The following is a 10,102-nucleotide window of genomic DNA, read 5'->3' as shown; positions in this document are numbered from 1 at the left end:
GGTTTGATAAATCCCCCTCGTTTATAGTGCGGGGCTTCTCGGCGGTTAGCTAAAAATTGCTGTTATTGTCTTGATTTTGCTATGACTATCATTCTTTGTCCATGTCTTCAATCCTTCGTAGCATCACTCGAATGCCATAATTAGGGTTGGATAATTTATAAAAAACTTATCTCTTTTTCTTGCTTCATCGTATCATAATTGTGCTGCAAGATTATGTTTTTTTTGGAGCGATCGCAGTTAATTTTAAACATCACCTTCAGGGGTTATTTCTCTTGAAAATCCATAACTATAGGGTTGATCAGATCATAAGAGAAAGAACAGGTTAACCAATTAATTGTTAAGAAACAATCACGACTATTACCTGTCCTTAGTTTACCATTTTTTAGGTAATTCATTAAGAATTGGGGTTAGAATCCCCGCTATAGGGTTGGACTCCAATAGAAGGAGGTATATTGTCATGATCTGGGCTAAAGGCTTCTGCGATCGCTTCAGCTAATTTACCAAAAAATCCAGGTTGTTGTTTTAATTCGTTGAAAGCTTCGTCGATGTGTTCAACGGAAAATTCAAACCCTTCTTCTTTGGCTAATGAGGTTAGTTCTTCCTGATTTTTAATGGTTTGCAATTTGTCTTTGAGGTCTTGATTTTTAGCAGCCTCACCTAAGAATTGAATAACTTTCTCTTTGGCCATAATCATTCCTTAACTACTTAACAAAGTGAAACAACTCATCTATCTGTTGAGTTTCTATCTTAATTATAACTTTATGCTCTTTCGGACTATACTTTTATTCCCAAAACTTTACTATTTTTTATTTTAAAATTATTAATCTTAACACTGAGATCAATGAAATCTCAATGATGAATTTTTATAATAACTATTATGCTTTTTTGTAATTATTTTAAGTAGGAAAACGATGAGCAACAGAGTTATTATTACCCATCGTGTACTTCCTATCTTCACTAACTGTTTTTAGCTTCTAAATTAGCAATACGACTTTGTAGCTCTTGATTCTCTTGTTTTAGTTTTTCAAGTTCCTCTCTTAAGGATTGAATACCTTGATCTGACTTCAATTTTTTCTGCACTCTCTTAATAGCTTCCTCTGCTCTCCTCTTAACTCTTCCGTCAGGGGTTCTCTCAGCTAATCCTTGTAAGATACTGATTGCTTTTGGGGTTTCCATTTGTCCTAATGCTACGGTAACAGCTACTTGAGTTAGGAAAAAACTTTCTTGAGAAATAGAGTCCAAATTGTCAAAAATTACCTCTAGTTTTTCGGGGTTTTGACCTGTGGAAATAGTGCCTAATGCACGAATTGCAGCTAACCTTAATGGTTGAGGAATTCCTAACTTTGTGTACTCGATAATAACATCTACAGCATCACCGTTAGTTGTCAGGTTACTTAACCCACTGATTGCGCCTGATCTAACCACTTCGTTCCACCCTGAACGGGTTTCTAAAACATTTTTTAATAAGTCAATTACCTCTGGTGCTTTCTCTTTTAAACTGCCTGATAAAATCCCTCCTAAACTACTGGTGATCGCTGCTTCACAGTAGTAACTTGCATCTTCAGTTTCCAAGCAGGTTTTTAGGGTTTCATAGCACTGTTCATTTTTGATTTTTCCTAAGCTTCCAATAACGGTGCGACGAACTTTTTGATCTTCATCTTCTAATCCTTTTACTAAAGCTTCTCCTGCTTGATCTAAGGTGATTTTTCCTAACTGTTTGGCAGCTTCTAATCTTACCCCCCAAAAAGGATCTTTTGTCAAGGATTTTTCTAGGGTGTTAATAGCGTCTAGGTTCCCTTTCTTGCCAATGGCAATGGCTGCATAGATGCGAGAAACAGGATCAGGATCGTGTTCTAATTGTGCTTTCAATTCTGCCATCGGATACTCTAATTCCACGGTTTTTAAGAAATAGTTATTAACATCAAAGCTAATGTAATCTGGTTTCTTATCTAATGGGAAATAAAAGGTTTGTTGTTTTTCATGCAGACGGAAAGTAAGGATTTTGGTAGCAGCATCTTTATACCCAAACCCGATAGGAATTTTGAGGTCAAAAATATCTTTTGTATTTCCGTCTTCTTCTTTTGCTTGGGTTTGAGTAATGGTTAACTTGGCTAAGTTATTATCATTGTCCCAACTATAATTTATCTTATAGTCTGGGTGTCCTCCTCGGAATACATATTGATCGAAAAGGAATAATAAGTTATAACCTGTGGCTGTTTCTATTGCTCTTAACAAGTCAATAGTTTCTACTGTTTTGTGAGCATTATCATTGACAAACCGGTGAATTGCTTTATTGAATAAATCTTCTCCTAAAATGCCTCGAATCATGTGATAAACACAAGCACCTTTTTCGTATAAATGGCGGTCGTATAATTCAATTGCTTCTCGATAAACATTGGTAACAATGGGGCGACGATAACGGGAAGAATCTTCTTCTAAGTAACTTCTAGCTTCGTTTAATAAATAATAAGCAGCATCGTCTTTTCCGTACTCGTGATCGGCCCACAAAACCTCAGAATAAGATGCCATTCCCTCTTTGATCCAAGCGTGTGACCAATGTTTGATAACCACTAAATCCCCGAACCATTGATGGGCTAATTCGTGGGCAACTAAACTTTCTGTAAAGGGTTTATCTTTGACTGCTTTTTCGTCTAATAAACAGCGATTGGTTAACAATGTTGTGGAGGTATTTTCCATGCCTCCAAAAATGAAGTCACTGACACAAACTTGAGCATATTTAGGGAAGGGATAATTATAACCAAATTTAGTGGAAAAATAGTCAATCATTTGAGGGGTTTTTCCCATACTTATTTTTCCTTGTTCTTCTTTTCCTTTTTCTACATAATAGTTAACAGGAATCCCCTTCCATTCGTCCTTAATTTCACTAAATTCTCCTACTGCCAAAGTCATTAAATAAGTAGGATGAATTTCTTTTTGTAACCAGTGATAAATAGTTTCTTTTCCTACGGTTTCCTGGTTGATTAATTCTCCGTTGGAAATGGCCATGAAGTTATTAGGAACTTTAACTCTAATTTCTGATGTAGCTAACTGTCCAGGATAGTCGAAACACGGAAACCAAAACCTTGAATCTTCGTCTTCACCTTGGGTCCAAACTTGGGTTGGTTTGTCTGGATAATGTTCATCTGGGGCGATAAAATAAAGTCCTCGTTGGGGATTTTTTACACCGTAGTTTATGGCAATTTTAAGAGACTCTTTTTTGCTAGGTTGTAGCAGATTAATGGTTAATTTTTCTTTGTCGTAATCGAAGGGTTGACTAACTTCGTTAATTAACACAGAATTGATGTCTAAATCAACAGCATCGAGGATCATCTGCTCAATTCCAGGACGCACCGGTGTTAAAGTAATTGTGCAAGTTCCCGTGAAGCTTTGCCCAGGTATATCTAAGCTTAAATCGAGGAAAATATGATCAACTTGTCCGTAGCGATCGGGGTTATAATGGGGCTTAGCTCCAGGTAATTCAAATTTACGGTTATTACTTTCGCTATCAAAGTTTTTTAGAGTCATAGGATTTGTAACAATAAAGAATTCACAGAATATGGACAGTCTAGAAACATATAATATTATATTACATAATTAAAGATAGTGAAGCATCCAACCTCAGTTCGGTGTTAGGAGTTAGGAGTTTGGAGTTAAACTTTTTTGACGAGATAATAGCTGTTTGATACTCCTGAGAGTGAGAGATTTTCTATAAATTTTCTTATATGTAACTCAGGTGGACAAGTCTATCCTACCTAACACTAATTGGTAAAATAACGGTATTAAAAAAAGATAAATTATTGTTATAATCCTCAAATTCTGTTCGATGATGAAAATAGAAGTCTCATCATTCAGCCCTATGATAAATCCTTCTAAAAAACACCTCTGATGTTGCCCCAACTACCCTTGAGAAATTGATTGGTTGGCGATATTTCTTTTCAAAACTGTCAAGTATTCGCAACAAAAATTATCACTTCACCTGATCGATTGCAAAATAGAGAGAACACTATGAACAGTAAAACTTACGCTACTATTGATGGTAACGAAGCCGTTGCTAGAGTTGCCTACCGTCTCAACGAAGTCATCGCCATCTATCCCATCACCCCTTCATCCCCCATGGGAGAATGGTCCGACACTTGGGCTTCCACGGAAAAACCCAATCTCTGGGGTACTGTGCCTTCTGTGGTGGAAATGCAGAGCGAAGGGGGGGCGGCTGGTGCTATTCACGGATCGTTGCAAACAGGGTCCCTCACCACCACATTTACAGCCTCTCAGGGCTTATTATTGATGCTGCCCAACCTCTATAAAATAGCAGGGGAACTCACTGCCACAGTGATCCATGTAGCAGCGCGCTCCCTAGCAGCACAGGCTCTATCTATTTTCGGAGATCATGGGGACGTAATGGCGGCTCGTAGTACAGGTTTAGCCCTGATCGCCTCTGCATCCGTGCAAGAAGCTCAGGATATTGCGGCCATTACCACCGCAGCCAGTTACGAAGCGAGAGTGCCTGGAATACACTTTTTTGATGGGTTTAGGACTTCCCACGAAGTACAGAAAGTAGAATTATTAGACGATAGTGTGTTGCGATCGCTGATCAAAGACGAATGGGTGATTGCCCACCGTCAAAGAGCTTTAACCCCCGATCACCCGGTCATTCGAGGAACAGCACAAAACCCCGATGTTTACTTTCAGGCCAGAGAAACCGTTAATCCCTTCTATGCAAACTATCCCGACATTTTAGAAAAGGCCATGGATAAGTTTGCCCAACTAACAGGAAGGCAATATAAACTCTACGAATATCACGGTGATCCTACGGCGGAAAGGGTAATTATTTTGATGGGTTCCGGTTGTGAAACCGTCCACGAAACCGTAGATTACTTAACCAATAAAGGGGAAAAAATAGGGGTATTAAAAGTACGTTTATATCGTCCCTTTGCCGCAGAAAAATTAATCGCAGCTTTACCCAAAACAGTTAAAAAAATTGCTGTTTTAGATCGCACCAAAGAACCAGGAGCAGCAGGAGAACCCTTATATCTGGATGTAGTTACAGGGTTCATGGAAAACTGTCAAGAAATGCCTCTACCAAAAATTGTCGGTGGACGCTATGGTTTATCCTCAAAAGAGTTTACTCCTGCTATGGTAAAAGGAGTATTTGATAACTTAGCTCTAGATAAACCCAAAAATCATTTTACTGTTGGTATTAAGGATGATCTTAGTAATACCAGTATTGATTACGACCCTAATTTTTCCACCGAACCAGATAAAGTTGTGCGAGCAATATTCTACGGTTTAGGGTCAGACGGAACAGTGGGTGCTAACAAAAACTCCATTAAAATTATTGGAGAAGAAACCGATAACTATGCCCAAGGTTATTTCGTTTATGACTCCAAAAAATCCGGTTCGGTTACAGTGTCTCATTTACGGTTTGGTAAAGATGCCATTCGCTCAACCTATTTAGTCAATAAAGCCAACTTTGTCGCTTGTCATCAATGGGAATTCTTAGAAAAATTTGACCTGCTAGAAACCGCCACCCAAGGGTCAACATTTCTCATTAATAGTCCCTACGAACCCGAATACGTTTGGCAAAAACTACCCCGTCTAGTACAAGAACATATTATTAACAAAAACATTAATGTCTTTGTCATAAACGCCTACGAAGTTGCCAAAAATGCAGGGATGAGAGGCAGAATAAACACCGTCATGCAAGTATGCTTCTTTGCCTTAGCCAATGTCCTCCCCAAAGAAGAAGCGATCGCACAGATAAAAAAATATATCCGTAAAACCTACGGCAAGAAAGGGGAAGAGATCGTACAGATGAACATTAAAGCAGTGGATGCAGCTTTAGATCATCTCCATCAGGTAACTCTTCCCACAACAGTGGATAATAACGCCCCCAACATGGACGCTCCTATTCCAGATACCGCCCCCACCTTTATCAGAGATGTTTTAGGTAAAATGATGGCTAGGAAAGGGGAAGAGATTCCTGTCAGTGCCTTACCTTGCGATGGCACCTATCCCAGTGGCACTGCAAAATGGGAAAAACGTAATGTGGCCCAAGAGATACCCGTTTGGGAAGAAGATGTCTGCGTTCAGTGTGGTAAATGTGTCCTAGTTTGTCCCCACGCCGTCATTCGTTCCAAAGTGTACGAAGAAGCTGCCCTAAATAATGCCCCCGTAACCTTCAAAAGTGCTGATGCTAAAGACGCAGACTGGAGAAAAACCCACCTGAAATTTACCATCCAAGTAGCTCCAGAAGACTGTACCGGTTGTGGGGTTTGCGTCGATGTTTGTCCCGCCAAGAATAAATCTCAACCCGAACTAAAAGCTATTAATATGGCACCCCAGTTACCCATCAGGGAACAAGAACGAGAAAACTGGGACTATTTCCTCTCTATTGCTAACCCAGACCGAAATACCCTCAAACTCAACAGGATAAACCATCAACAGATGCAAGAACCCTTGTTCGAGTTTTCTGGTGCCTGTGCAGGTTGTGGGGAAACCCCTTATCTCAAGTTAGCCACCCAGTTATTCGGCGATCGCATGGTAGTTGCTAACGCCACGGGATGTTCTTCCATTTATGGTGGTAACTTACCTACAACACCTTGGACTCAAAACCAAGAAGGAAGAGGTCCAGCATGGTCTAACTCCCTATTTGAAGATAACGCAGAATTCGGTTTAGGGTTCCGTGTCTCCATCGATAAACAAGGGGAGTTTGCCACGGAGTTAGTGAAGAGTTTAGCTGCTGATATTGGGGAAGCGTTAGCAAAAGGGTTATTAAACGCTCAACAAACGAATGAAGCAGGGATATTTGAACAACGACAACGAGTAGCCATCTTAAAACACCGTTTAGGGGAGTTGAAAGACAGTAACTTAGAGGAAACCACCCAAGCTAAAGTTACCATGTTGCAGTCCGTCGCCGACTATTTAGTTAAGAAGAGTGTTTGGATCATCGGTGGTGACGGTTGGGCTTATGATATTGGTTACGGTGGTTTGGATCATGTGTTAGCCAGTGGACGCAATGTTAACATTTTGGTCATGGACACCGAAGTTTATTCTAATACAGGGGGACAAGCATCTAAAGCCACACCTCGGGCTGCGGTAGCTAAGTTTGCAGCCGGTGGTAAACCCTCACCCAAAAAGGACTTAGGGTTAATGGCTATGACTTACGGGAATGTTTATGTTGCCAGTGTAGCTATGGGTGCAAAGAGTGAGCATAGTGTCAAAGCCTTTTTAGAAGCAGAAGCCTATCAGGGTGTCTCTTTGATTATTGCCTATTCTCACTGTATCGCCCACGGTATTAATATGACCACTGCCATGAGTTATCAGAAGGACATTGTAGACAGTGGACGTTGGTTATTGTATCGTTATCATCCCGACTTAGTAGGAGAAGGAAAGAACCCCTTACAGTTAGATAATAGACGACCGAAGCTTCCCGTTGAACAGACTATGTATCAAGAAAACCGTTTCAAAATGTTAGCTAGAAGTAAACCAGAGGCTGCCAAGGAACTGCTGAAAGAAGCGCAAGCGGATGTTAATACCCGTTGGCAAATGTATCAATATTTAGCAGCCAGGCAGTTAGAAATAAGTAACGGTAATGGACACAGTAAAGCGGATGTTGAGGTAGTAACTTCTGTTAAATAGGTTTCGTTTTTAATGTTTTAGGGTGGGTTTTTTAGGACTCACCCTAAATCTATGATTTATGAATTATTTTTGGGCTATCATTCGTTGTCTTTGTAGGTTTAGGTAACTGAATGAACTGAAAAAATAGTTCTTTAGCATAGAGTTGACCAAATCGGTACATACGCAATAATGACATAAGAATTCCTAACAGTAATAATAATAATATTTTCCAATTATTGAAACCATTTTCGATTAAGAAGAGGATGAATGAAACAATAAATGCAGAGGCGATTCCTCTAAACAAGCCATAATTACCATTAAAAATATCAAAACGAAATATATTTGCGTTAGAATAGTTATTTTGTAAAAATTCAATTGGATTAGTTAATTGAATATCATATCCTCTGACAGCAGTTACACTATCAAAGTAAGTATATCTCTGTCTGGTTGTTTCATATTGATTTTGATTTGTAGGAAAAGAAAATTGAGAAAATAATGATAATTCTTGTTGCGTTGTTATATCCAAATCCTTGGCATTGTTAATATCAATTACAGTGAGGTTGCCATTGGAATGTTCAATAATAGTACAATCACCATGACCGACATTCAAGAAGTGAACCTTTAACATAATAATTTAGTCAGTAACTCCATATGTAGGGTTTTGCTTTCCAAAAAGCACTAAATATAGTATAGTTTTTTTGTTCTGATATATATAGATTGTAGTATTAAATTTTCATTAAATTTTTTTCTGTGATCACCAATATTTCATTGTAGTGCGATCGCCGATATTGTAGGTTGGGTTGAGAGACGAAACCCAACATAAGCTATTCTTGTTTTTGACATTGATTGGTTGGGTTGCACTTTGTTTAACCCAACCTACAAAGCGATAACATATTGATGGGATAAGATATATAAATTTGAATCAATTATGCAATTTGAGTGGGATGAAAACAAAGCAAAACAGAACTTATCAAAACATGGTGTTTCTTTTGAAGAAGCAAAAACTATTTTTGATGATCCCTTATATGTTGACTTCTACGATCCTGATCATTCAGACAATGAAGAACGTTATCTTATGGTAGGACAATCTAACCGAGGACGTATATTGATTTTATCTTATACTGAAAGAGGGAATAGAATTCGCCTTATTAGTGCTAGAGAAGTCACACCAAACGAGAGAAAAACTTATGAACAAGGATAACCCTAATGTCAATGATGACTTAAGAGAAGAGTATGATCTCACCAGTTTAAAAGTCAGAAAATTTGGTCGCAATAGAAAAAGCTTTGCCGGTCATATCGTCCGTTTAGATGAAGACGTAGCTGAAATGTTTCCTAATGCAGAAGCAGTCAACGAAGCATTAAGATTTTTAATGAGGGTAACACAACAAAATCAATCTCCTAAAATATAGTGCGATCGCTGATAGGTAATATATTTTATTAATTACTTATGGTCAAATTACCAAACAGGAGAGAAAACTTTATGAACAAAATTTCCGTTAATGAACTTGAACAAAAAATTGAAGCAGGAGAGGAAGTGGTTGATACTTGTTTTGATGCTTCAACTACTAGAGTGGGAAAAGTTTATACAAAAGTTTCTAGGAGAAAATATAGTGCGATCTCGAAGAGATACGCTTTGCGGTGCGCCTATCTTGTAGATTAGGTTGAGAGACGAAACCCAACATAACTTTTTCTTGTATTTTACATTTATTGGTTAGATTGTATTTTTTTTTGAACTTAATGCTAAAATGAAAGTTATACTGTTACCTAATGTGTAAAGTGCCATGAGTAACAAAGAAGCCGTGATTGAACTGGTGAAACGTTTACCCTCAGATGTTTCCTTAAGAGAAATTGCTCAAGAAATCGAATTTATTGCAGCAGTACAAGAAGGACTTGACGAAATTGATCAAGGCAAAGGTATTCCCATAGAAGAAGTTGAAAAAATGATAGATTCATGGACTATCAAGTAATTTTTTCCCCCAAAGCAGTTAATGATTTAGAGAAAATTGTTAGGTATATTGCTATCAATAATCCTGAAGCAGCAAAAAGAATAGGCCAGCAATTACTCAGTAAAGCTAAAGAACTAAGTAAATTTCCATTAAGAGGTCAAATAGTACCTGAATTGAATGATCATAACCTACGTCAATTAATTCTTAAACCCTATCGTATTATTTATCGAGTTGAACAATCTAACAAACAGATTAGTATCGCTAGATTTTGGCACTCATCAAGAGAAAGTTTAGAATTATGATAAAGTGCGATCGCTTGTAAAATTATCTACGACAATATTTGTAAATTTATAGTTGAAGAATTTTCCGAAGATATTGCTACTTGGCTATTAGGAGAACCCATTGAGTTAGTAGAATTAAGTCCTAAATAACTATCTCTCGAACCAATAAGGGCTGATTCTCTTATTTTACGTCAATCCAATTATACAGGGCAAACGCATCTAAAATGTAGGCAGAATTAAGTTATAATGTGTTCAAGA

At 38.1% G+C, this 10,102-nt stretch carries 9 protein-coding genes; 6 read left to right on the top strand and 3 right to left on the bottom strand.

The features are described from left to right. Window positions 1–394: 394 nt before the first annotated feature. The gene (locus tag P9B04_RS08085) at window positions 395–688 is read right to left on the bottom strand and encodes a Nif11-like leader peptide family natural product precursor (RefSeq protein WP_342054483.1); all 294 of its coding nucleotides are present in this window, start codon (window positions 686–688) and stop codon (window positions 395–397) included. A 269-nt stretch (window positions 689–957) separates the two neighbouring features. Further along, window positions 958–3,525 carry a M1 family metallopeptidase gene (locus P9B04_RS08080; RefSeq protein ID WP_342054482.1) on the bottom strand — a complete coding sequence of 856 codons (2,568 nt, stop codon included), beginning with the start codon at window positions 3,523–3,525 and terminating at the stop codon, window positions 958–960. Window positions 3,526–4,005: 480 nt separating this feature from the next. Between P9B04_RS08080 and nifJ the strand changes: the two genes are divergently transcribed. After that, window positions 4,006–7,638, top strand: a complete 3,633-nt coding sequence (gene nifJ, locus P9B04_RS08075) for a pyruvate:ferredoxin (flavodoxin) oxidoreductase (protein WP_342054481.1) — start codon at window positions 4,006–4,008, stop codon at window positions 7,636–7,638. Between the two features lie 49 nt (window positions 7,639–7,687). Here nifJ and P9B04_RS08070 read toward each other — a convergent pair whose 3' ends face one another. Further along, a complete protein-coding gene (locus P9B04_RS08070) occupies window positions 7,688–8,227 on the bottom strand; it encodes a hypothetical protein (protein WP_342054480.1) in 540 nt (179 codons plus the stop codon). 318 nt (window positions 8,228–8,545) lie between these two features. Here P9B04_RS08070 and P9B04_RS08065 point away from each other — a divergent pair, with 318 nt between their 5' ends. The 5 genes from P9B04_RS08065 to P9B04_RS08045 all read left to right on the top strand — a co-directional run bounded on the left by P9B04_RS08065 (window position 8,546) and on the right by P9B04_RS08045 (window position 9,865). Beyond that, complete coding sequence (locus P9B04_RS08065) at window positions 8,546–8,818, top strand: BrnT family toxin (RefSeq protein WP_342054479.1); 273 nt, start codon at window positions 8,546–8,548, stop codon at window positions 8,816–8,818. Next, on the top strand, window positions 8,805–9,026 hold the full coding sequence (locus P9B04_RS08060) for a hypothetical protein (RefSeq protein ID WP_342054478.1): 222 nt from the start codon (window positions 8,805–8,807) through the stop codon (window positions 9,024–9,026). The genes P9B04_RS08065 and P9B04_RS08060 overlap by 14 nt, the downstream gene beginning before the upstream one ends. A gap of 71 nt (window positions 9,027–9,097) precedes the next feature. Further along, window positions 9,098–9,277 carry a hypothetical protein gene (locus P9B04_RS08055; protein WP_342054477.1) on the top strand — a complete coding sequence of 60 codons (180 nt, stop codon included), beginning with the start codon at window positions 9,098–9,100 and terminating at the stop codon, window positions 9,275–9,277. Window positions 9,278–9,398: 121 nt separating this feature from the next. Further along, complete coding sequence (locus P9B04_RS08050) at window positions 9,399–9,584, top strand: hypothetical protein (protein ID WP_342054476.1); 186 nt, start codon at window positions 9,399–9,401, stop codon at window positions 9,582–9,584. Beyond that, window positions 9,569–9,865 (top strand): type II toxin-antitoxin system RelE/ParE family toxin, encoded by a 297-nt coding sequence (locus P9B04_RS08045; RefSeq protein WP_342054475.1) that lies wholly within the window; start codon window positions 9,569–9,571, stop codon window positions 9,863–9,865. Before P9B04_RS08050 ends, P9B04_RS08045 begins: the two co-directional genes overlap by 16 nt. Window positions 9,866–10,102: the final 237 nt, after the last annotated feature.

Source organism: Crocosphaera sp. Alani8 (assembly GCF_038442745.1).
Classification (GTDB): Bacteria; Cyanobacteriota; Cyanobacteriia; order Cyanobacteriales; family Microcystaceae; genus Crocosphaera.
This window is presented reverse-complemented; position numbering and strand designations above follow the sequence as displayed.